This is a genomic window from Burkholderia sp. Ac-20384, from assembly GCF_017104605.1.
GTDB lineage: Bacteria > Pseudomonadota > Gammaproteobacteria > Burkholderiales > Burkholderiaceae > Burkholderia > Burkholderia lata.
This window is the reverse complement of record NZ_JAAGPE010000065.1, coordinates 1-21,935: the sequence shown is the minus strand read 5'-3', so window position 1 is coordinate 21,935 and position 21,935 is coordinate 1. Positions and strand designations below refer to the sequence as shown.

Below are 21,935 nucleotides of genomic sequence, written 5' to 3'. Positions count from 1 at the left end.
AGGGAGGAAGAGGAGATGACAGCATCCAACCAACCGGCCGGCGCGATGCCGTTTCGGATCGATCGCGCCGACGGCATCGCCGAACTGGTGATCGCCCATCCGCCCGTGAACGCGCTCGACGCGCAGGGCTGGCACGCACTTTCCCGTGCGCTCGACGCGCTCGGCGAGGACGACGACGTGCGCGTGATCGTCGTGCGCGGCGAAGGGCGCGGCTTCTGCGCGGGCGTCGACATCAAGGAACTGGCCGCGCATCCGGAGCGGATCGTGGCGGTCAACGCGGGCAACTACGAGACGTTTCGCGCGGTGCACCGCAACCCGAAGCCGGTGATCGCGGCCGTGCACGGCTTCGTGCTCGGCGGCGGGATCGGCATCTGCGGCGCGGCGGACATCGTCGTCGCGGCCGACTGCGCGCGCTTCGGCGTGCCCGAGATCGACCGCGGCGCGATGGGTGGCGGCGCGCACCTGCAGCGTTTGTTCGGCGTGCAGAAGGTGCGCGCGATGTACTTCACCGGCGACATGATCGACGCCGCCGAAGCCTACCGGCTCGGCGCGGTCGAGCAGGTCGTGACGCGCGACACGCTGCGCGACGCGGCCCTCGCGATCGCCCGCAAGATCGCGGAGAAGAGCCCGGCGATGGTGCGGCTCGCGAAAGAGGCGCTGAACGGCGTCGAGGACGGCGATCTCGAGGACAAGTACCGCTGGGAGCAGGGCTTCACGCTGCAGGCGTACATGACGAACGACTCGACGGAAGCGCGCGCCGCGTTCGTCGAGAAGCGCGATGCGCGTTTCGACGCGCAGGCAACCGCCGAGGAGGCACGCGCATGAACCTGACCTATACGCCGAAGCAACAGGCGTTCCGTGCGGAGATCCGCGAATGGCTCGCGGCCCACGTGCCGCGCGAGCGGCTGCCGAGCTTCGACACCGAGGAAGGCTTCGCCGCGCACCGCGAATGGGAGCGCACGCTGCACTCGGGCCGCTGGAGCATGGTCACGTGGCCGCGCGAACTCGGCGGGCGCGGCTGCGACCTGATCGAGTGGCTGATCTTCGAGGAAGAGTACTGGCGCGCCGACGCACCGATGCGCGTGAACCAGAACGGCATCTTCCTGCTCGGCCCGACGCTGATGGATTTCGGCACGGCGGAGCAGAAGGCGCGCTTCCTGCCCGCGATGGCGGCCGGCGAGCACGTGTGGGCGCAGGGCTGGTCGGAGCCGAACGCGGGCTCGGACATGGCCGCGATCCGCACGACGGCCGCCCGCATCGGCGACGAGTACGTGCTGAACGGCCAGAAGATCTGGTCGACGCGTGCGGTGTGGGCCGACTGGCTGTTCGGCCTCTTTCGCAGCGATCCCGAGTCGTCGCGTCACCACGGGCTCACGTTCCTGATGGTGCCGCTGTCCGCGCCGGGCATCACGGTGCGGCCGATCCGCCAGCTCAACGGGCAGACGGGTTTCGCTGAAATCTTCTTCGACGACGTGCGCGTGCCGGTGGAGAACCGGCTCGCGGCCGAAGGCGCGGGCTGGCAGGTCGCGATGGCGACGGCCGGGTTCGAGCGCGGGCTGATGCTGCGTTCGCCGGCACGGTTCCAGCGCACCGCACAGGCGCTGCGCGACCTGTATCTCGCCCACCGCGACAGCGCCGATCGCGATCCGACGCTGCGCGAGCGCGTGGTGCAGGCATGGATGGACGCGCAGGCGTATGCGCTGTCGACTTACGCGACCGCGAGCCGGTTGCTGAAAGGTGGCCATATCGGCGCGGAGTCGAGCACCAACAAGGTGTTCTGGTCGGAGCTCGATTTGCGCATGCACCAGACCGCGCTCGACATCCTCGGCGCGCACGGCGAGGTCGTCCCGCAGACGGCCGCGCAGCACGCGACGCTCGGCCACTGGCTCGACGGCTTCCTGTTCGCGCAGGCCGGCACGATCTACGCGGGCACCAACGAGATCCAGCGCAACATCGTCGCCGAACGGATGCTCGGCATGCCGCGCGCGTAAGCGCGCCGGCGCCACCCTTACAGAACGGACATCGTATGGATTTCGTATTCGATGAAGACCAGGAAGCGCTCGCAGACAGCGTGAAGCGCCTGCTGATGACCGAGATGACGCCCGAGCTGATCCGCGAGCTCTGGGCCACGCCGACCGGGCGGTCGGACGACCTGTGGGCGCTGTTCGCGTCGCAGGGGCTGACCGCCGTGTCGGTGCCCGAGGCACACGGCGGCCTCGGCCTGACCGAAGCGGAATGGGCGCTGCTCGCGCAGACCTACGGCTATTTCGGCAGCCCCGAGCCGCTGCTCGACACGGCGCTCGTATCTGCCGGCGTGCTGGCGCGGCTGCCGGCGAGCGACTGGCGCGACGCGCTGCTGCGCGACATCGCGGAAGGGCGCGCGCGTGTCGCGCTCGTGCATCCGGTGAACCCGTATGCGGCCGACGTGCACGTCGCACAGACGCTGCTGTGCGAGCACCGCGGCGAGCTGCACCGCGTCGATCCCGCGCAGTGCGCATGGCGCGCGGTCGACAGCGTCGACCCGTCGCGGCGGCTGTTCACGCTCGACTGGGAACCGTCGGCGGCCACACGCATCGCGAGCGCCGACGAAGCCGCGCCGCTGCTGAACCGCGCGCTCGACCACGGCGCGTTCGCAGTGGCCGCACAACTGCTCGGCCTCACGCAGCGCGTGCTTGATGTCGCGATCGACTACAGCGCACAGCGCAAGCAGTTCGGCAAGGCGATCGGTTCATACCAGGCGCTCAAGCACCTGCTCGCCGATGTCGCGATCCGCTACGAGTTCGCGCGGCCGGTGGTCGCACGCGCCGCACAGGCGATCGCCGACGATCACCCGCAGCGCGCGGTGTTCGTGTCGCACGCAAAGCTCGCGGCGACGGCGGCCGCACAGCTCGCCGCGCGCCACTCGATGCAGGTGCACGGCGCGATCGGCTACACGTGGGAGCTCGACCTGCAGATCTTCATGAAACGCATCTGGGCGCTTTCCGGCAGCTGGGGCGACAGCGCGTTCCACAAGGCCCGCGTGGCCGACGCGATCCTCGGCGACGCGTTGCCGATCGGCCCCGCGCAGACCTTCGACCTCGAGGAATTGAACTGATGAGACAAGCCTATATCGTCGACGCGCTGCGCACGCCGACCGGCCGCCGCAAGGGCGGGCTCGCGCACGTGCATGCGGCTGACCTCGGCGGCTTCGTGCTGAAGACGCTGGTCGAGCGCAATGCGATTCCCGCCGATGAATACGACGACGTGGTGTTCGGCTGCGTCGACACGATCGGCCCGCTCGCGGGCAACATCGCGCGCACCTGCTGGCTCGCGGCCGGGCTGCCGCTTCAGGTGCCGGGCGTGACGGTCGACCGCCAGTGCGGGTCGTCGCAGCAGGCCGTGCACTTCGCCGCGCAGGCGGTGATGAGCGGCGTGCAGGACGTCGTGGTGGCCGGCGGCGTGCAGACGATGACGCAGATCCCGATCTCGTCCGCGATGACCTGCGCGGCGCCGCTCGGCTTCAACGACCCGTTCTCGGGCAGCACCGGCTGGCGCGCGCGCTTCGGCGATGCGCCGGTGTCGCAGTTCGTCGCCGCGCAGCGGATCGCCGATCACTGGAACCTGTCGCGCGACGCGATGGAGCGCTATGCGCTCGAAAGCCACCGTCGCGCGGTCGCGGCCATCGAGGCCGGGCATTTCAAGCGGGAAATCGTGCCGCTCGAAGGCGTGCTGCACGACGAGACGCCACGCCCCGACACGTCGCTGGAAAAGATGGCGACGCTCGAACCGCTGACGCCGGGCGGCTCGCTGACGGCTGCCGTCGCGAGCCAGACGTGCGACGCGGCCGCCGCGCTGCTGATCGTGTCGGAGGATGCGCTGAAACGCTACGGCCTCACGCCGCGCGCCCGCATCCATCACCTGAGCGTGCTCGGCGACGATCCGTTGTGGATGCTCACCGCGCCGATCCCGGCGACCAAGGCCGCGCTCCAGAAGGCCGGCCTCGACTGGTCGCAGATCGACGTCGTCGAGATGAACGAGGCGTTCGCGTCGGTCGCGCAGGCATGGCTCGCCGATACGCGTTTCCAGCACGAAAAGACCAACCCGAACGGCGGCGGCATCGCGCTCGGCCATCCGCTCGGCGCGACCGGCGCACGGCTGATGACGACGCTGCTGCACGAGCTGGAACGTACGGGCGGCCGCTACGGGCTGCAGACGATGTGCGAAGGCGGCGGCCTCGCGAACGTCACGATCATCGAGCGCCTGTGAGCGCGTCACCTTCACGATCCACGAGGCACAAGCATGGGAATCTGTAACGGACGCACCGTCATCATCACCGGCGCGGGCGGCGGGCTCGGGCGCGAATACGCGCTGGCGTTCGCGGCCGAAGGCGCGGCGGTCGTCGTCAACGACATCCGGCACGAAGCGGCGCAGGCCGTCGTCGACGAGATCGCTCAACGCGGCGGCCGCGCGCTGGCGAATGCGGACGACATCACGCAGGTCGACACCGCACAGCGGATCGTCGACGCGGCGCGCGAAGCATTCGGCGACGTGCACGTGCTCGTCAACAACGCGGGCATCTGCCGCGACAAGATGTTCACGAGCATGACCGAAACCGACTGGGACGACGTGATGCGCGTGCACCTGCGCGGCCACTTCTGCCTGTCGAGCGTGCTGGCACGTGTGTGGCGCGACGCGGCGAAGGCCGGCCACGCGGTCGACGCGCGGATCGTCAACACGAGTTCGGGCGCCGGGCTGCAAGGCTCGATCGGCCAGTCGAACTACGGCGCGGCGAAGGCCGGGATCGCCGCGCTCACGCTGATGCAGGCGGCCGAGCTGCAGCGCTACGGCGTGCGCGTGAACGCGCTGGCGCCGGCCGCGCGCACGTCGATGACCGAAGGCGTGTTCGCCGACATGATGAAGAAGCCCGAGGACGGCGGCTTCGACTATTTCGATCCGGCGAACGTCGCGCCGCTGGTCGTGTGGCTCGGCAGCGCGCTGTCGGCTGACGTGACGGGCCAGGTGTTCGAGGTCGCGGGCGGGATGATTGCGGTTGCCGAAGGCTGGCGCACCGGCCCGAGCGTCGATCGCGGTGCGCGCTGGGCGGCGGCCGAGGTCGGCCCGGCGATTGCACGGCTGCTTGCCGATGCACGCCCGGCACAGCGCGTGTACGGGAGCTGAGCAATGGATCTGGCGCTCACCGACGAACAGGCGATGATCCGCGACGCGGCAGCCGACGTGCTTGCCGAACGCAGCGCGTCCGCCGACGTGCGCCGCGCGCTCGAGCAGTCGGCCGGCCGCGACGATGCGCTGTGGGCCGCGCTGGCAGGCGAGCTCGGCTGGAATGCGCTCGCGCCGCCCGAGGCGGCTGGCGGGCTGGGGCTCGGCGCGGTCGAGCAGACGGTGCTGATGGAACAGCTCGGCCGGCGTGTCGCGTGCGTGCCGTATTTTTCGACCGCGTGCCTCGCGGCGACCGCGCTCGGGGGCTTCGCTGATACGCCGCCGGCAAACGGCTGGCTCGCGAAGATTGCCGAAGGCGCGTGCAGTGCGACGCTGGCACTGCCGTTCGACCTGCCGGCCATTTCGCGGTCGCTGCCAGTCGTCGCGGAAGAAACCGCGGGCGGCTACGCGCTCTCCGGCACGATCGACCAGGTGATCGACGGCGCGCGCGCCGACCTGCTGCTGGTGCCCGCGCAGATCGCGAACGAAGGGCAGGCGATCGGGCTGTTCGCGATCGACGTCGCAACGGCGTCGGGGCTCAAGGTCACGCCGCTCGACACGCTCGACGCAACACGGCCGATCGCGCGCGTGGCGCTCGACGAAGCCCGCGTGAGCCGCGATGCGCTGCTCACGTGCGGCACGGCCGCAACGCAGTTGCTGGAACGCACCGCCTGGTTCGCAGCACTCGCGCTGGCTGCCGAACAACTCGGCGGCGCCCAGCAATGCCTCGACCTGACGCTCGACTACACGAGCCAGCGCGTGCAGTTTGGCCGCGCGATCGCATCGTTCCAGGCCGTCAAGCACCGCTGCGCGCAGATGATGGTGCTGATCGAAGCGGCGCGCTCGGCCGTGCTCGGGGCCGCACACGCGTGGGATGCGGAATCCGGCAGCGTGCAGCCGAGCGATGCATTGCGCGCCGACATCGCCGCCGCGAAATCCGCCGCGAACGACGCGTATGCGTTCTGCGCACAGGAAGCGATCCAGCTGCACGGCGGCGTCGGCTTTACGTGGGAATACGACCCGCATCTCTATTTCAAGCGCGCGCAGGCGTCGGGCGCGCAGTTCGGCAGCACGCCGCAACTGCTCGAATGGATCGCGTCCCATGCGATCGACGGTGGCGCATCGCATCGCGACGAAGCGTTCGCGCCACCCGCCGCGGTGGCATCTCGTCCGTCGGCTGCACGCGCAGGAGCACTTCAATGAACAGCGAAACGCGCGAACAGCAATTGCGGCACGAAGTGGCCGATTGGGTGCAGTCGCACCTGACCGGCGACTTCGCGTGCCTGAAATACCGCGGTGGCCCCGGCGACGAGGAAGCATGGCCCGAGCTGCGCAAGGCGTGGGAGCAGGAACTGGCACAGGGCGGCTGGACCGGCCTCGGCTGGCCGACGGAGGCCGGCGGACGCGGCTTCTCGGTCGCCGAGCAGGTGATCTTCCACGAGGAATATGCACGCGCCGGCGGCCCCGGGCGGATGGGCCATATCGGCGAAGGGCTGCTCGGGCCGACGCTCGTTGCATGCGGCACCGACGACCAGCGCGCGCGCTTCCTGCCCGGCATCCTGGCCGGCACGCAGTTCTGGTGCCAGGGCTATTCGGAGCCCGGCGCGGGTTCCGACCTGGCCAACGTGCGCACGCGCGCCGAACAGGATGCTGACGGCACGTGGCGCGTATACGGCCAGAAGGTCTGGACGTCGCTCGCGCACGATTCCGACTGGATCTTCGTGCTCGCACGCACCGACCCGGCGTCGAAGGGCAACAAGGGGCTGTCGTTCCTGCTGATGCCGCTCGACCAGCCGGGTATCGAGATCCGGCCGATCAAGCAGCTCAACGGTGGCGCTGAATTCAACGAAGTGTTCTTCGATGGCGCACGAGCGGAAGCCCGCGACCTCGTCGGCGCGCCCGGCGACGGCTGGCGGATCGCGATGACGCTGCTCGGCTTCGAGCGCGGGATGTCGACGCTCGGCCAGCAGATGCAGTTCGTCCGCGAACTCGAATGGGTGATCGACGCCGCGCGCGAATCGGGCGCGGACCGCGACCCCGTGCTGCGCCAGCGGATCGGCCGCGCGTGGGCCGGGCTGCGCGTGATGCGCTACAACGCGCTGCGAATGCTGTCCGGCGCGGACGACACTGATGCCGGCGCGGGTGCGCCGCTGCGCCGCGAGGCGCTGATCTACAAGTATTTCTGGTCGAACTGGCACCGCGACCTCGGCCAGCTCGCGATGGACGCGCTCGGGGCCCGCGCGAACGTGATCGATCCGGCCGACGAAAAGCTCACCCATCTGCAGCGCGTATTCCTGTTCTCCCGTGCGGACACGATCTACGCCGGCACCAACGAAATCCAGCTCAACATCATGGCCGAGCGCGGGCTCGGCATGCCCAGGGAAGCAAGAGGAACAGCATGACCGAACCCCAGATCCAGAAAGCACCGGCCTATGTGCCGGGCCACCAGCTGCTCGCCGGCAAATCGGTGCTGATCACGGCCGCCGCAGGCGCCGGCATCGGCTTCGCGGCCGCGCGCCGCTGCGCGGAAGAAGGCTGCCGCGCGCTGTTCATCTCCGACATCCACGAAAAGCGCCTCGAACAGGCTGTCGAGACGCTGCGCGCCGAAACGGGGCTGCAACAGATCTACGGCCGCCTGTGCAACGTTGCGGTCGAGGCGGACGTGCAGGCGCTGGTTGCCGAAGCGCAGGACAAGCTCGACGGCGTCGACGTGCTGATCAACAACGCCGGGCTCGGCGGCTCGACCCGCATCATCGATATGGACGATGCCGAATGGTCGCGCGTGATCGACATTAGCCTTACCGGGACGTTCCGGATGACGCGCGCGATGCTGCCGCACATGCAGGCCCGGGGCCGCGGCGCGATCGTCAACAACGCATCGGTGCTCGGCTGGCGCGCGCAGGCGGAACAGGCGCACTACGCGGCGGCAAAGGCGGGCGTGATGGCGCTCACGCGTTGCGCGGCGCTCGAGGCGTCGCCGTACGGCGTGCGCATCAACGCGGTCGCACCGAGCATCGCGATGCACGATTTTCTGAAGAAGTCGGCCCCGGCCGACTTGCTGAATCAACTGGCGTCGCGCGAAGCCTTCGGGCGCGCCGCCGAAGTCTGGGAGGTCGCGAACGTGATGGTGTTCCTTGCAAGCGATTACGCGTCGTACATGACCGGCGAAGTGCTGTCGGTCAGCAGCCAGCACGCATGATGAGTACGACCCTCGACCCCGTGTGCGCGACGCCCCGCGTGTTCGCGCATCCCGGCGAACTCGCGGCGGCCGCGGGCGACACGCTCGGCGCGAGCGCATGGCTCGCGATCGACCAGATCCGCATCGACGGCTTCGCCGATGCGACGGGCGACCACCAATGGGTGCACGTCGACCCGGTGCGCGCGAAGGACGGCCCGTTCGGCGCGTGCATCGCGCACGGCTACCTGACGCTGTCGCTCGTGAATTACTTCCTGCCGCAGATCGTGCGGATCGACGGCGCGCGGCTCGGCGTCAACTACGGCTGCGACAAGATCCGTTTCCCCGCGCCGGTGAAGGTCGGTGCGCGCGTGCGCGGTGTCGGCGAGCTGTTGCGCGTCGAGCCGCTCGAAGGCGGCGTGCAGGCCTGGATTCGCGTGACCGTCGAGATCGAAGGCGAAGCGAAGCCCGGTTGTGTGGCCGACACGATCAGCCGTTATTACTTCTAGATTCAGAGAGCAGAGACATGGAAGACGCAGTCATCGTTTCCGTCGCACGCACGCCGATCGGCAAGGCGTTTCGCGGCATGTTCAACGACACCGAGGCGCCCGCGCTGGGCGGCCACGTCGTGCGCACCGCGCTCGAACGCGCGGGTGTCGCGCCGGCCGACGTCGACGACGTGCTGATCGGCTGCGCCGCGCAGCAGGGCACGCAGGGCTACAACATCGGCCGCCTGTCGGCCGCGGCGGCCGGGCTGCCTGCATCGGTGCCCGGCATGGCGATCGACCGCATGTGCTCGTCGGGCCTGATGTCGATCGCGAGCGCCGCGCGCAGCATCGGCGCCGGCGATGCGCGGATCGTCGTCGCCGGCGGCGTCGAGTCGATCTCGCTCACGCAGAACAAGCACAAGAACGCGTATCGCGCGCGTTCGCAGGCCGTGCTCGACCATCAGCCGGCTGCGTACATGGCGATGATGGAAACGGCCGAGATCGTGTCGCGCCGCTACGGAATCTCGCGGGCCGCGCAGGATGAATTCGCACTGCAGAGCCACCAGCGCACGGCCGACGCCCAGGCGGCCGGCCGCTTCGACGCGGAAATCGCGCCGCTCGACGTGCGGCGCGCGCTGTTCGACAAGGAGGGCAACCCGGCCGGTCACGAGGACCTGAACGCCGCGCGCGACGAAGGCGTGCGCGCCGACACGACGGCCGAGCGGCTCGCGGGGCTGAAGCCGTCGTGGAGCGGCGGCAAGGTCGTCGAGCAGGGCGAGTTCGTGACGGCCGGCAATGCGTCGCAACTGTCGGACGGCGCGGCGGCCGTGGTCGTGATGTCGCGCAGCGAGGCGGTGCGTCGTGGCCTGACGCCGCTCGGCGCGTTCCGCGGCCTCGCGGTGGCCGGCTGCGAGCCGGACGAGATGGGCATCGGCCCGGTGTTCGCGATTCCGAAGCTGCTGGCGCGCTTCGGGATGACCGTCGGCGACATCGGGCTGTGGGAGCTGAACGAGGCATTCGCGTGCCAGGCGCTGTACTGCCGCGACACGCTCGGCATTCCCGACGACCGGCTGAACGTCGACGGCGGTGCGATCGCGCTCGGCCATCCGTTCGGGATGTCGGGTACGCGGATGACGATGCATGCTTTGCTCGAAGGCGCGCGGCGCGGCGTGCGGCACGCGGTCGTGACGATGTGCATCGGCGGCGGGATGGGTGCCGCCGCGCTGTTCGAAGTCGGCGCGTAGCGGCACGCGGACGGGCCGCGCCGCTCGAGCGGCCCGCCATTCAGGACCATTCGAGGCCGCGGCAACGACCGACGGCCCGGAGACTTGCAGGCGACGGCGGTGGGCGCGATGGCGCGAACCGTCGTCGAACGCAGACACAGGAGACAAGCGATGAAACGAACTTTGCCCGGACTCGCGATGTCGGCGCTGGTGCTCGGCGCCGCGCTGTTCGCGTTTTCGCCGCGCCCGCTGCCGGCGTTCCCGGTTACCGCGATCCATGCGGACCGGCTGCAGATCAACGGGCTCGCCCGGGCCGGCGCGCGCATCGTGGCGGTCGGCGAACGCGGCGTGATCCTGCTCAGCGATGACGCGGGCGCCCACTGGCGGCCGGCATCGACCACACCCGACCAGGCATCGACGCTCACGCAGGTGCGCTTCATCACGCCGACGCTCGGCATCGCGGTCGGCCACGACGGCCGGATCGTCCGCAGCGACGACGCCGGCATGCACTGGCGCGAAGTGCACATGGACCACGAGCATTCCGATCCGCTGCTGTCGGTATGGGGCACGGCCGACGGCCCGCTGTTCGCGGCCGGCAGCTTCGGCCAGTTGCTGCGCTCGGACGATGCGGGCCTCAACTGGCAGACCGTGAAGACCCCGGCCGGCGACCGTCACCTGAACGCGATCGTCGGCGACGGCCACGGCAACCTGCTGGTCGCGGGCGAGAGCGGCACGCTGCTGCGCTCGACCGACAACGGCGCCACGTGGGACAAGCTGCCGTCGCCGTACGCAGGCTCGCTGTTCGGCGCGCTGATGCTCGCGAACGGCGACTGGGTCGCGTACGGGATGCGCGGCAACGTGGTGCGCAGCACCGATCGCGGCGTGACCTGGACGCATGTTGACAGCCACGTGCCGGTGTCGTACTTCGGCGCAACCCAGCTCGCCGACGGCGAACTCGTGCTGGTGGGCCAGGGCGGCGCGATCGTCGCGTCGCGCGACGGCGGGCTGACCTTCGACGTGCGCAAGCTCGGCGGCGTGCAGAGCCTCGCGGCCGTGCTCGACATGGGCCACGGCGCGCTGTTGCTCGGCGGCGAGGCCGGCGTCGCGCCGCTGGCCGGCGCGGCTGCGTCGACACCGTCCTGACGCACGGCCGTCCCGCTGCCTGCTCCCGTTCGTTTCGCATCGACAAGAGAATTCCATGAACGACCTGTCACGCCCCCCTGAAGCCGTTCCCGCGTCGCGCCTCGCCGCGTTCGTCGAGCGCTGCGCCAACACGATCATCCGCCAGCGCAAGCTGCTGATGCTGCTGTGCGTCGCGGTGACGCTCGCGCTCGGGCTGTCCGCGACGCGCCTGAAGCTCGATCCGGGCTTCAACAAGATGATCCCGATGCAGCACCCGTACATGCAGGTGTTCGAGCGCTATGCGGGCGCGTTCCCCGGCGCGAACACGATCCTCGTGAGCCTGCGCTGGAAGGGCGACGGCGACATCTACAACCAGTCGTTCATGGACGCGCTGCGCCATGCGACTGACGACGTGTTCTTCATCCCCGGCGTGAACCGCTCGCGCGTGTTCTCGCTGTTCACGCCGAATGTCCACTACACCGAGGTGACCGAGGCCGGCTTTCGCGGCGACGTGGTGGTGCCGGGCCAGTTCTCGAGCGCGAACCCGGACGATCTCGGCAAGGTGCGCCGCAACGTCGCGCGGTCCGGGCAGATCGGCCGCCTCGTCGGCAACGACCTGAAGTCGGCGCTGATCCGCGCGGAGCTGCGCGAGACCGACCCGGCCACGGGCAAGCGGCTCGACTACAGCGCGGTCGCGCGCCAGCTGGAGGAGATCCGCGCGAAGTACGCGAAGCAGGGCATCGACGTGAACATCATCGGCTTCGCGAAGCTGGTGGGCGACGTCGAGAACGGCATCGCGGGCGTGATGGCGTTCTTCGCACTCGCATTCCTCGTGACGGCCGCGCTGCTGTTCGCCTACACGCGTTCGCTGAAGACCACCGTGCTCGCGCTCGTCGTCGCGCTGCTGCCGGTCGTGTGGTTGCTCGGCGCGTTGCCGCTGCTCGGGCTGGGCATCGACCCGATGTCGATCCTCGTGCCGTTCCTGATCTTCTCGATCGGCGTGTCGCACGCGGTGCAGATGACGAACGCATGGAAGCAGGCGCTGGTGCGCGGCGCGTCGTCGGTCGACGCCGCGCGCGACGCGTTCCGCAAGCTGTTCGTGCCGGGCACCGTCGCGCTGCTGACCAACGCGCTCGGCTTCATGGTGATCATGCGGATCAAGATCGACATCGTGCGCGAGCTCGGCATCACCGCGTGCCTCGGCGTGCTGCTGATGATCGTGACGAACAAGGTGTTCCTGCCGATCCTGCTGTCGTACACGCGCCTCGAACGCGGCACGCTGGCCCGTGCGCAGCGCACGGCGGCGGCCGGCGGCAGCCCGATGTGGTCGCGCTTTGCGGTGTTCGCACGGCCGGCGCCGGCGCTCGGCGTGTTCGCGGTGGCGCTCGCGCTGCTCGCCTACGGCACGCTCGAATCGCGCAAGCTGGAGATCGGCGATATCGGCACCGGCGCGCCGGAGCTGCGCGCGAACTCGCGCTACAACATCGACAACGCGGCGATCACGCACCAGTACAACATCGGCGTGGACGTGCTGTCGGTCATCGTCGAGACGACCGGCTTCGACGACGCGTGCCTGCATTACCCGGTGATGAGCGCGATCGAGAAGTTCGAGATGAACATGCGCGGCGTGGCCGGCGTGCAGTCGGTGACGAGCGTGTCGTCGCAGGGCAAGGTGTTCATCGCCGCGTTCAACGAGGGCAATCCGCGCTGGGCCGCGCTGCCGCGCTCCAGCGACGGGCTCACGCAGGGTTCCAACGCGTTCGACCCCGACAACGGGATGAACACCGCGAACTGCAAGGCGATCCAGGTGCTGATCTACACGAAGAACCACGAAGGCACGACCATCGCGCACATCGTCGACGAGATCAAGCGCTTCGCGGCCGAGAACCCGACGCCGAACGTCGCGTTCCGGCTCGCGGGCGGCAACGTCGGCGTGATGGCCGCGACCAACGAGGCCGTCGGCGACGCGGAGATCGCGATGCTGCTATCGATCTTCGGTGCGATCGCGCTGCTCTGCGCGGTGACGTTCCGCTCGTGGCGCGCGGTGCTGTGCATCATCGTGCCGCTCACGCTCGTGTCGATCCTGTGCAATGCGGTTATGGCACTGCTCGGCATCGGGCTGAAGGTCGCGACGCTGCCGGTGATCACGCTCGGCGTGGGCGTGGGTGTCGACTACGGGATCTACCTGTACGAGCGCCTGCAGCACGACATCCGTCACGGCGCGACGCTGCCGGACGCCTTCGCCGATGCGATGCGCCAGCGCGGCACGGCCGCGCTGTTCACGGCCGTCACGATGTTCATCGGCGTCGGCACGTGGGCGTTCTCCGCGCTGAAGTTCCAGGTCGACATGGGCGTGCTGCTCGCGTTCATGTTCCTCGTGAACCTGTTCGGCGCGGTGTTCCTGCTGCCCGCGCTCGCCGCGTGGCTCGGCGTCGAGCGTGCCGAGCGCCGCGTGGTGCAGAAGCAGCAGCCGTCGCCGGCGGCCCCGGCGTCGCTGAAGCCGTCGCCCGCGCTCGAACCCGGCAACCCGATGCGCTGACCGGCGCCCCCATTTCCCCCACGCGCGGCCGGCCGCCGCGCGCTCTCCACAAGAGGAGTCAACCCACATGTCCGCACGCCCTTACAAGATCGAAGCCCAGCCGCTCGCCCAGCGCTATGCGCGCGGCTGGCACTGCCTCGGGCTCGCCCGCGACTTCAAGGACGGCAAGCCGCACACGCTGAACGCCTTCGGCCGCAAGCTTGCCGCATTCGCCGATTCGACCGGCAAGGTCAACGTCGTCGATGCGTATTGCCCGCACATGGGCGCCGACCTGAGCCTCGGCACGGTGCAGGGCGACAACCTCGTGTGCCCGTTCCACGGCTGGGCGTGGAGCGGCGAAGGGCAGTGCGCGTCGATCCCGTACTGCAAGCGGATCCCGCCGAAGGCGCGCATCGGTGCCTGGCCGACCTGCGAGGAAAACAACCTGCTGTTCGTGTGGAACGACCCGGAAGGCAACGCGCCGCCGGAGGACGTCGCGATTCCGCGCCTCGACGTGTGCTTCTCCGACGAATGGTCGGACTGGGTCGTCGACAAGATGGTGATCCACGCGAACTGCCGCGAACTGGTCGACAACATCTCGGATGTCGCGCACTTCGCGACCGTGCACCGCGCGCCGATCGACTATTTCGCGAACCTGTTCGAGGACCACAAGGCGACGCAACTGATGGTCGGCCGCAGCGAGAAACTCGGCGGTGACGCGCTGACCGCGCTATCGACCTATTTCGGGCCGGCCGTGCACATCACGCAGATGACGGGGCAGAGCGGCGGGCAGCCGATCCATTCGGTGCTGCTGAACTGCCACGTGCCGATCGACATGAACAGCTTCGAGCTGCGTTACGGCGTGATCGTGAAGAAGGTGGCCGGGCTGACCGACGCGCAGAACATGGAGATCGCGAACGCGTACGTGAAGGAAGCGCAGCGCGCGTTCTACGAGGACGTCGACATCTGGCACAGCAAGACGCGGATCGACAACCCGCTGCTGTGCGAAGGCGACGGGCCGCTGTACCAGATGCGCGACTGGTATTCGCAGTTCTACCTGGACGTGGCGGACGTGCGGCCGACGAGCGTCGCGCGTAAGGCATTCGAAATGCGGATTCGCGAAGGCGAGGCGCCGCCGGCCCTGCATCACGTGTTCGAGCCGCAGTAAAAACCGGCGGGCCGGCCGAAAAAGGGGATGCATCGAAAACCGTCCCGTCGGCCGGCAACACCCGCTGCATAAGGCGCTCGCGGCGGGCATGCTTGTGCGTCGCATCAAAAAGACTTGACGAAACGGCCGCTCCCGCGTAGTGTCCATGACCGAAGTGTTCAAGAAGTTCGATTGCTCATCATTGGCCGCACTCCGTGCGGCGGTCGTTGGTCTCTCCCTCTTTTGATTCTTTCTGTGCCCGTCACGGGTGCATGTTCAATCGTCATTTGTATTAAGGAAGTAATTGTGGATACCGGTACCGTCAAGTGGTTCAACGAAACCAAGGGCTTTGGTTTCATCTCCCCTGACAACGGCGGCGACGATCTGTTCGCCCATTTCTCGGAAATTCGCGGCACGGGCTTCAAGACCCTGGCCGAAGGCCAGAAGGTCAGCTTCGAAGTGAAGCGCGGCCCGAAGGGTCTGCAAGCGTCGAACATCACGCCGCAGTAAGCCGCATCGGCAGCGGCCGCCACACGGTGGCCGCTGCCGGATGGATTTGCGCGCAGGGCGCTGCTTTGGCGGCAGCCGGCGCGATTCCGATGCGCACGACCGATGCATCGCGACATTCACGATGCATCGGTCGTGACGCCTCCCTCATCGCATGCGTGACCCGCGTGCGACGCAACGCCTTCGTGAAGCGCCCGCTGCTTCGCGAGCGCATCACCGCTTCAACGCATCAACCTGAGCAGACCGCCGCCATGCCGTAGCAGGCGCGGTCCCGACTTGCGCGGCACTCAAAGCGCCGCCGCCACCGACCGCCTGAACGCCGCAACGCGCCGGGCTCCGATCGCAAGACAGGCCCATGGCCCGTCTGAACGAACCGATCCCCGGCAGCCTGCCGGCCGCCGTCCCGTCGTGGGGCACGGCGCCGGGCAGATCGCCGCGGCTGCGGTCAATTACCTTGTCTGGAGGAATTGGTTTGGCAAAAGAAGAACTGCTGGAACTGGACGGAATCGTCGACGAAGTGCTGCCGGACAGCAAATACCGTGTCACGCTGGAAAACGGCGTTGTGGTCGGCGCGTACGCGTCGGGCCGCATGCGCAAGAACCACATCCGCATTCTCGCGGGCGATCGCGTGACGCTGGAACTGTCGGTCTATGACCTGACCAAGGGCCGCATCAACTTCCGTCACAAGGACGCGAATTCCCCGCGTCCGCCGCGCACCGGCCAGCCGCGCCGTTAAGCGCCAACGATCGGCGCGGGCACGCAGCACCGCCTCGCTGATCGAATCCCGTCCGGCCGACGAGGCCGGACGAACCGGGTGGACGACACATCGCGTGCCGTTCACCGGTCGCCGGCGGCATCGTCATGCCGCGGCGGCCAACACCGCCTTTACCGGCCGCCGCGCGTGCATGACGCTCAGGCGGCCGCGTCCCGCAGGAAATCCTCGACGATCATCGCGAAATACGGCGGACATTCCTGCATCGGGTAATGGCCGCGCTCCGTATCGTCACGAACGGGTCGCCAGCATGAGATCGAGGTCGAATGCATCCCACAGGACGATGCGTAGTGCCGTCCACCTGCGCTCGGCGTCACTCATGTCAGCGTGCTGCAATCTGGCAAGCACGGTTTCGTACCATTCAATCAGTTGCTCAGCCAGTTCCCTTTTGTTCTCGTTGTCGCCGAGCAGCGTCTCGAAGAGGCCGGGGACGTATCCGTTTTCCAGGCGGTCGACAGTGACCCGGGGCGCGTTGCTTCGCCGGTCCCTCAACGTTGAAACCACGTCTTCCAGCGTGAGCCCTCTGACATACATTGGGTCGCTGTGCAGCGATACCTCGTACAACTCGTTGTAGAAGAAACGATGACTTTCCGGCGGGCCCGTTACGGCGGCATGTGGCGGGATGAAGATCAGTCCTGATACCCATGGGACGAAATATTTGTCGAGCGGTGCATTGTGCAGCAGCGACACCGTATGCCATGCGCGCCAGGCGCCGCTTCCCGGGAGGCCGAATCCGTGACCGGCGCCCCAGAGTTTCCGGAAATCGCGGTAAACGGTGGACGTGTAATACGCGTGCTCGCCGGCGTCTTGCAGGTTCACCAGAAGCTGGTGCTGTGACAGCGCCGATTTTTGGGACTTCTCCCGGAGCGCGAAATGAAAAACGCCGCCGTCGTCCTCGAAGTTGCATGCCCTGCGTTGCAGGAGATGCTCCGGCCAGTCACGTCGCCCCATCGTGGTGAATGACGGCAGCTTGTACTGCAGGAACATTGGAACTGCGCCGTCGTCGATCACGGCATCCCAGCCCTCGTCGGCTTCACGGGTCTCGGAAATCGGAACGATGCGGATGCCCTCGAGATGTGGAGCGGTTCCGCGAATAATGCCGACCAAGTAGTCGTGCACGCTCTTTTCGATGACGGTGACTTTGTTCAGGAATTCGTCGATGAGTCTCATGTCGCGCTAGTGGTTGTTATTGGTTTGCCGTCTTGGTCTTTCGACTGTCGTGCCCCGCGACTGTCGTTACGGCTGACGCGCATTCTGCCGCACGGCGACGACGTTGGGTAGGTCGCCGCCGTGCGGTCAGGATTCACGTCCGTTTCCGACGCGAATCAGGCGGCCGCGTCCCGCAGGAAATCCTCGACGATCATCGCGAAATACGGCGGACATTCCTGCATCGGGTAATGGCCGCAATTCGGTATCGTCACGAGCTGCGCGTTCGGATGCCACGCGAGGAACGTCGCCTGCATTGATGCTGCGTCGAGCCCCGGATCCTTGTCGCCGACGATCACCAGGAAGCGGGTGTCGAGCCCGCGGACGTCGTCGACGAAATCGGTGCCGGTCAGCATGTCGAGATACGCGAGCTGGCAATCCGGCGCCACGCGCTCGCGGTTCTGGCGCAGCTTCACGTCGGCCCAGCGCGCCGACAATCCCCCTGTCACGAATCGCACGAGCCGGCGAAACGCGTCGTCATCGACGGCCGTGCTCGCGAAGAATGCGCGCGCGTCGTCGTTCAGGCGATTGCCGGCCGCCGATACCGGACACACGGCGATCGCAGTCTTGATGCGCGATGGCGCATCGGCGGCGAGCCGTTGCGTCGCCATCCCGGTCATCGAATGGCCGATCACGTGAAAGCGCTGCCAGCCGAGACGATCCGCGAGCGCCAGGCAATCGGCCGAGATCTCGTCGACGGTGCAGGCGCCGGTCAGATGGAGGGATTCGCCGTAGCCGCGCAGGTCGACGAACACGTAGGTGAACGCCGCTTCGTCGAGATAAGGCAGCAGCGCCGTGTAGTTCGTGTGGTCGCCGAGCCAGTCGTGCAGGACCATCACGCATTCGGGGCCGGTGCCGTGCTGCAGGTAGCCGAGGCCGCTGTTAGGGCCGGAGGCGAGGGTGTCGATACGGTTCATTTCAAGGGGTTTCCTTTTGGTTGGCGGAACCAAAACGAAACGCCCTCCCGGCGGACCGGGAGGGCGTCTTGAAAGTGCATCGATCGTATCGGGCCGATCGGCGAAAGTCAATGCTCAGAGCGCCATCCCGCCCGACACCTCGATGCGCTGCCCGTTGACCCAGCGATTGTCGTCCGACAGCAGCGACGCGATCATCGGCCCGATGTCGTCGGGCTCGCCCACGCGGCCGAGCGCCGTCCAATCCGCGACGCGCCGGTTCACCTCGGGGTTGTCGCGCACCATCCCGCCGCTGAAGTCGGTGGCCACCGCGCCCGGTGCGACGACGTTCACCGCGATGCGGCGTGGGCCGAGCTCCTTGGCCAGATAGCGCGTCAGCACCTCGACCGCCCCCTTCATCGACCCGTACGCCGCGCTGCCCGGCACGGCGACGCGCGTGAGGCCCGACGACACGTTCACGATGCGGCCGCCGTCGCGAATCAGCGGCAGCAGCGTCTGCGTGAGGAAGAACACGCCCTTGAAGTGCACGCGATAGAGCGCGTCGAGATCGGCTTCGGTCGTCTCGGCGATCGGCGCGTGATGCGATGTGCCCGCATTGTTGACGAGGAAGTCGAAACGGTCGGCCCCCCAGCCTGAAAGCGTCTCGCGGAGTTGTTCGGCAAAGCGGGCGAAGGTGGCGCTATCGCCGGTATCGAGCGGCAGCGCGATCGCGGGCTGCCCGGCATCGGCGGCCAGCGCGACGACGTGATCGGCCTCGGTGCGATTCGAGTGATAGGTGAAGACCGAGCGCACGCCGCGCTGCGCGAGATGGAGCACCGTATTGCGGCCAAGCCCGCGGCTGCCGCCGGTGACGACGGCGATTTTCGGGGTGGAAGGGATGGATTGTGCTGCTGTCATGCTGGGCTCCTGATTGAAGTCGGTGACGAACAGCGACCAGCGTACGGCGGCGGCCGCCCCGGCTGAATGCCGGAACCGGCCGCGTTCTTGCCTGATCCTGCCCGGCCGCCCCGGGAAGCGTGGGGCCGCGTGTACCATCCGGACATCGGAATACGGAGGGTGGGGGCATGTCGGACGAACTGGTCGAACGTGTCGCGCGCCTGACGGGTGCGCCGGGTGACGAGAGCCCGGTCGCGACGGCGATCGACGGGCTGATCCTGTTGCGCTCCAACCGCGAGAAGCTGCCTGCGCCGCTGATCATGAAACCGGCGCTGTGCGTCGTCGTGCAGGGCGCGAAGTGGACGACGTTCGGCGGGCGGCGCTACGACTACGGGCCCGGCCGCGCGCTCGTCGTCAGCGTCGAGATGCCGGCGACGAGCCGGATCGTCAAGGCGAGCGAGAGCGAACCGTTCCTCGGCCTCGTGCTCGAATTCGATCTCGCGATGATGCGTGAAGTGCTCGAACGACTCGACACGCCGCCACCGCAGCCGCACGGCGCGATCAGCCATGGCGTGTGCGTGACCGATTTCGGCGGGCCGCTCGCCGATTGCGTGCTGCGGATGATGCGGCTGCTCGATACGCCAGCCGCGATCCCGGTCGTCGCGCCGCTCGTGAAGCGGGAGCTCTGCTACTGGCTGCTCGCCGGGCCGCATGGCGGCGAAGTCTCGCGCGTCGTGTTCGCCAACGGCCATGCGCAGCGCGTCGTCGCGGCGATCCATGCGCTGCGCGGCCAGTTCGCCGAGGCGATCCGCATCGAGGATCTCGCCGCCGTCGCGCAGATGAGCCCGTCGGCGTTTCACCGGCAATTCAAGGCGCTGACGTCGATGACACCGCTGCAGTACCAGAAGCAGTTGCGCCTGCTGGAAGCGCGGCACCTGATGGTGACGGGCGCGGCAAATGCGGAAACGGCCGCGTATCGCGTCGGCTATGAAAGCGCGTCGCAGTTCAGCCGCGAATATGCGCGGATGTTCGGTGCGCCGCCGCGGCGCGATGTCGTCACGCTGAAAACCGCGTCGGCCGACAGCTGAACGCACGCGCCGCAACGCGGTTCGCGTGCGGCTTTACGTGCGGGCCGGCGCGGTCGTACACTCGTCGGCAATTCGGGCCCGCACCGTGGCTTTCAATCCCTTCAGTGGCTTTCAGCGGGCCAACGACCGTGCCAGCAGGACTTTCGTCGCGCGACGCCAGGAGGCGCCATGAGTGCAGACGCAGCCCCCGCATCCCCGTCGGTTCAGGACCGCATCCAGCACGTGTTCGTGCTGATGCTCGAGAACCGTTCCTTCGATCACCTGTTCGCGCTGTCGGGCTACCCCGACATCGTCGCCGCGTCGCCGGGCAACAGCAACGCGTACGGCGACGCGGTTTATCCGTTCGGCGGCGGCGCGCCCGACCGGATGCCGACCGATCCGTGCCACGAATTCACCGACGTGCTCGAGCAGCTTTGCGGCGCGGGCGTGCCGTTCGTGAAAGGGCAGCCGTATCCGCCGGTCGGCAACACCGGGTTCGTGTCGAACTACGCGACCTCGCATTCCGAAGGCACGCCGCCGCAGCCGGCCGATGCGGGCAAGATCATGCAGGGCGTCAATATCGCGACGCAGGCGCCGTCGCTGTACGCGCTCGCGAACGCGTTCGTGCTGTGCGACGCGTGGCATGCGTCGATGCCGGGGCCGACCTGGCCGAACCGCTTCTTCCTGCACGGCGCGTCGTCGGCCGGGCTCGACCATTCGCCGACCAAGGAAGAAATGGCCGGATGGGACGCGTTCGACGGCTTTCCCTATCCGAAGGGGTCGATCTTCGCCGCACTCGGCGACGACAACTGGCGCATCTACCAGGACCAGACGGGCGACCCGCTCGGCCACGTGCCGCAGGTCGCGTCGTTGAAGGGCATCAGCTTCTTCGACATCGACGACCTCGCGCATTTCGAGGCCGATCTCGCGGCCGGCTATACGGCGCGCTACACGTTCATCGAGCCCGGTTACGGCGACATCGTGCACGGCACCTATCAGAACGGCAGCTCGCAGCACCCGATGGATGGCCTGGCCGGTGGCGACCAGCTCGCCGCGCGCGTGTACAACGCGATCCGCAATTCGCCGGTGTGGAACAACAGCCTGCTCGTGATCTGCTACGACGAGCATGGCGGCTTCTACGATTCGGTCAGGCCGGGCGCTGCGCCGCCGCCGAACGATGGCGCGGCGGCGACGTTGAACGCGAGCGGCTTCGGATTCGACGTGTACGGCGTGCGGGTGCCGGCGATCGTGATTTCGCCGTGGGTCGCGGCCGGGCAGGTCGACCATACGCCGTACGATCATGCATCGGTCGCCGCGACGCTCGAGCGGTTGTTCGGCTTCGCGCCGCTGACGGATCGCGACCGTCTCGCGAACGACCTGCTGGCGCTCGTCACCGCGACGTGCCGCACCGACTGCCCGCAAAGGATCGGATCATGAGTACGACACCGACGTTCGACCCGCGCGATGCATTGCCCGTGCGCGACGGCACGAGCCTGATCGCGTTCCTGCACATCCTGAAGAAAGCGCATGCGGCGCTGGTCGGTCATGACAAGGCCCATCAGCGCTTCAGCGAGATCGTCACGCGCGGGCAGGCGCGGCAATACATCGAGGAACTGATGCCGTCGCTGCTGCAGGCGCGCGCAGCGCATCGGCGCAAGCGGCACGGCGGGAAGCATCATTGACGGCAACGGCGGCGCATACCGGCATCGCATCAAACCGGCCGA

At 68.1% G+C, this 21,935-nt stretch carries 21 protein-coding genes; 18 read left to right on the top strand and 3 right to left on the bottom strand.

The window, feature by feature from the left end:
* The first annotated feature begins 15 nt into the window (after positions 1-15).
* The 15 genes from G3O00_RS15075 to infA all read left to right on the top strand — a co-directional run bounded on the left by G3O00_RS15075 (position 16) and on the right by infA (position 16,112).
* The gene (locus G3O00_RS15075; RefSeq protein WP_206143453.1) at positions 16-825 is read left to right on the top strand and encodes an enoyl-CoA hydratase family protein; all 810 of its coding nucleotides are present in this window, start codon (positions 16-18) and stop codon (positions 823-825) included.
* Positions 822-1,991, top strand: a complete 1,170-nt coding sequence (locus tag G3O00_RS15070; protein WP_011355041.1) for an acyl-CoA dehydrogenase family protein — start codon at positions 822-824, stop codon at positions 1,989-1,991. Before G3O00_RS15075 ends, G3O00_RS15070 begins: the two co-directional genes overlap by 4 nt.
* Positions 1,992-2,026: 35 nt before the next feature.
* Positions 2,027-3,094 (top strand): acyl-CoA dehydrogenase family protein, encoded by a 1,068-nt coding sequence (locus tag G3O00_RS15065; RefSeq protein WP_174929471.1) that lies wholly within the window; start codon positions 2,027-2,029, stop codon positions 3,092-3,094.
* On the top strand, positions 3,094-4,245 hold the full coding sequence (locus G3O00_RS15060; protein ID WP_206143452.1) for an acetyl-CoA C-acetyltransferase: 1,152 nt from the start codon (positions 3,094-3,096) through the stop codon (positions 4,243-4,245). The genes G3O00_RS15065 and G3O00_RS15060 overlap by 1 nt, the downstream gene beginning before the upstream one ends.
* A 33-nt stretch (positions 4,246-4,278) precedes the next feature.
* The gene (locus G3O00_RS15055) at positions 4,279-5,157 is read left to right on the top strand and encodes an SDR family oxidoreductase (protein WP_174929469.1); all 879 of its coding nucleotides are present in this window, start codon (positions 4,279-4,281) and stop codon (positions 5,155-5,157) included.
* Between the two features lie 3 nt (positions 5,158-5,160).
* On the top strand, positions 5,161-6,399 hold the full coding sequence (locus G3O00_RS15050) for an acyl-CoA dehydrogenase family protein (protein WP_206143451.1): 1,239 nt from the start codon (positions 5,161-5,163) through the stop codon (positions 6,397-6,399).
* The gene (locus tag G3O00_RS15045) at positions 6,396-7,598 is read left to right on the top strand and encodes an acyl-CoA dehydrogenase family protein (protein WP_206143450.1); all 1,203 of its coding nucleotides are present in this window, start codon (positions 6,396-6,398) and stop codon (positions 7,596-7,598) included. The genes G3O00_RS15050 and G3O00_RS15045 overlap by 4 nt, the downstream gene beginning before the upstream one ends.
* Positions 7,595-8,395 carry an SDR family oxidoreductase gene (locus G3O00_RS15040; RefSeq protein ID WP_206143449.1) on the top strand — a complete coding sequence of 267 codons (801 nt, stop codon included), beginning with the start codon at positions 7,595-7,597 and terminating at the stop codon, positions 8,393-8,395. Before G3O00_RS15045 ends, G3O00_RS15040 begins: the two co-directional genes overlap by 4 nt.
* Positions 8,395-8,880 (top strand): MaoC family dehydratase, encoded by a 486-nt coding sequence (locus tag G3O00_RS15035; RefSeq protein ID WP_206143469.1) that lies wholly within the window; start codon positions 8,395-8,397, stop codon positions 8,878-8,880. Before G3O00_RS15040 ends, G3O00_RS15035 begins: the two co-directional genes overlap by 1 nt.
* Positions 8,881-8,897: 17 nt before the next feature.
* A complete protein-coding gene (locus G3O00_RS15030) occupies positions 8,898-10,103 on the top strand; it encodes an acetyl-CoA C-acyltransferase (RefSeq protein ID WP_206143448.1) in 1,206 nt (401 codons plus the stop codon).
* A gap of 150 nt (positions 10,104-10,253) precedes the next feature.
* On the top strand, positions 10,254-11,225 hold the full coding sequence (locus G3O00_RS15025; protein WP_206143447.1) for a YCF48-related protein: 972 nt from the start codon (positions 10,254-10,256) through the stop codon (positions 11,223-11,225).
* Between the two features lie 55 nt (positions 11,226-11,280).
* Positions 11,281-13,743 carry an MMPL family transporter gene (locus tag G3O00_RS15020; protein ID WP_011355051.1) on the top strand — a complete coding sequence of 821 codons (2,463 nt, stop codon included), beginning with the start codon at positions 11,281-11,283 and terminating at the stop codon, positions 13,741-13,743.
* Positions 13,744-13,810: 67 nt separating this feature from the next.
* Positions 13,811-14,890 (top strand): Rieske 2Fe-2S domain-containing protein, encoded by a 1,080-nt coding sequence (locus G3O00_RS15015; RefSeq protein ID WP_206143446.1) that lies wholly within the window; start codon positions 13,811-13,813, stop codon positions 14,888-14,890.
* 285 nt (positions 14,891-15,175) lie between these two features.
* Entirely contained in the window at positions 15,176-15,379 is a 204-nt protein-coding gene (locus G3O00_RS15010) for a cold-shock protein (RefSeq protein ID WP_006483056.1), read from the top strand.
* Between the two features lie 469 nt (positions 15,380-15,848).
* Entirely contained in the window at positions 15,849-16,112 is a 264-nt protein-coding gene (gene infA, locus G3O00_RS15005) for a translation initiation factor IF-1 (RefSeq protein ID WP_011355053.1), read from the top strand.
* Positions 16,113-16,379: 267 nt separating this feature from the next.
* Here infA and G3O00_RS15000 read toward each other — a convergent pair whose 3' ends face one another.
* The 3 genes from G3O00_RS15000 to G3O00_RS14990 all read right to left on the bottom strand — a co-directional run bounded on the left by G3O00_RS15000 (position 16,380) and on the right by G3O00_RS14990 (position 19,165).
* Positions 16,380-17,318 carry a hypothetical protein gene (locus G3O00_RS15000; RefSeq protein WP_206143445.1) on the bottom strand — a complete coding sequence of 313 codons (939 nt, stop codon included), beginning with the start codon at positions 17,316-17,318 and terminating at the stop codon, positions 16,380-16,382.
* Between the two features lie 155 nt (positions 17,319-17,473).
* The gene (locus G3O00_RS14995) at positions 17,474-18,271 is read right to left on the bottom strand and encodes an alpha/beta hydrolase (protein ID WP_206143444.1); all 798 of its coding nucleotides are present in this window, start codon (positions 18,269-18,271) and stop codon (positions 17,474-17,476) included.
* A gap of 114 nt (positions 18,272-18,385) precedes the next feature.
* Positions 18,386-19,165: an SDR family oxidoreductase gene (locus G3O00_RS14990; RefSeq protein WP_206143443.1), complete on the bottom strand. Its 780-nt coding sequence runs from the start codon at positions 19,163-19,165 to the stop codon at positions 18,386-18,388.
* Positions 19,166-19,332: 167 nt separating this feature from the next.
* On the opposite strand from G3O00_RS14990, the gene G3O00_RS14985 reads away from it, so the two are divergent.
* The 3 genes from G3O00_RS14985 (at position 19,333) to G3O00_RS14975 (ending at position 21,893) form a co-directional block, all read left to right on the top strand.
* The gene (locus G3O00_RS14985) at positions 19,333-20,232 is read left to right on the top strand and encodes an AraC family transcriptional regulator (protein ID WP_206143442.1); all 900 of its coding nucleotides are present in this window, start codon (positions 19,333-19,335) and stop codon (positions 20,230-20,232) included.
* Between the two features lie 168 nt (positions 20,233-20,400).
* Positions 20,401-21,648: an alkaline phosphatase family protein gene (locus G3O00_RS14980; protein WP_206143441.1), complete on the top strand. Its 1,248-nt coding sequence runs from the start codon at positions 20,401-20,403 to the stop codon at positions 21,646-21,648.
* Positions 21,645-21,893, top strand: a complete 249-nt coding sequence (locus G3O00_RS14975; protein WP_041493283.1) for a hypothetical protein — start codon at positions 21,645-21,647, stop codon at positions 21,891-21,893. The genes G3O00_RS14980 and G3O00_RS14975 overlap by 4 nt, the downstream gene beginning before the upstream one ends.
* Positions 21,894-21,935: the final 42 nt, after the last annotated feature.